The organism is Mesorhizobium sp. M7A.F.Ca.US.011.01.1.1, assembly GCF_003998295.1.
Classification (GTDB): Bacteria; Pseudomonadota; Alphaproteobacteria; order Rhizobiales; family Rhizobiaceae; genus Mesorhizobium.
In genome coordinates this window covers 1-797 of the sequence record NZ_RZRT01000201.1, presented here as the reverse complement: position 1 = coordinate 797, position 797 = coordinate 1, and the positions used below count along the sequence as shown (strand labels likewise).

Here is a 797-nt window from a genome sequence, read left to right as displayed (position 1 = left end):
GATCGACGACATGAAGCTCTGTCCCTCGCCGATCAGCTTGGAGCGCCGCAACGGCTCGCCGGCATACATCGCCACACGGGCAACACCGCCTTTCAGCTTCTCAAGCGCTTCGGGCTCCGCGGCGCGGGTTATGAAATTCGCATTGATGCCGTCGGCCGGCCAGGACTGCCAGCTGATATTGTTCTCGAGCGGGCTGCCCATCGGAACGTCGCTGGACAGGACAAGCACGTCCTGCAGCGCGATTGCCGGCGCCGTGGGGCCGGAATCGACAATTTGAGGCGGCGGAGCCGCCACCATGTTTTTTGCAACATAGCCTGCGCCACCCGCCGCGGCCACCGCCACGCCTAGAATGATCAGTCGGGATGCTGGCATTTGTCCGAACCCCTTGGCAAACCACTTAGCCAAGCCGGACCTTGCAGCGGCAATCGTCAAAACAAGGTTAATATAATGCTTACGATCGTGATTAATTTAAGGTTTACATAAATTTGAGGCATCCCGGTTCGGCCCGCAAAAAGGCGGCCAAGCCGCCTGCTCCAACGCCAAATCGAAATAGTGGAAGGCTAATCTGGCGAGGGAAGGTTGGCGAGAGAATTAGGCTGCCAGCCTTGCGAGTGCCCACGCCATCAACGGCGAATTTGGAAAGGTGAGCAGCCCGCCAATGCCGAGCGCTATGCCATAGGGCACGCCGGTCGTCTCGTCGGCGAAGTGGCGCAAAAACGGATTGTGACTTGTAACGGCTGCAAGCGGCGATTTCCGGTAGGCGAGGATGGCGAGCGTCAGCAGGCCACCGATGAATG

General features: G+C 59.2%; 1 protein-coding gene and 1 pseudogene. Both read right to left on the bottom strand.

Features of this window, described 5'->3' with window-relative positions; translation table 11 throughout:
* Nucleotides 1-372: Flp pilus assembly protein CpaB (gene cpaB / locus EOA13_RS37315; protein WP_127298059.1), on the bottom strand; the 372-nt coding region annotated here is incomplete at its 3' end.
* A gap of 219 nt (nucleotides 373-591) precedes the next feature.
* A pseudogene (locus EOA13_RS37310) lies at nucleotides 592-797 on the bottom strand (peptidase); the annotation flags it as partial.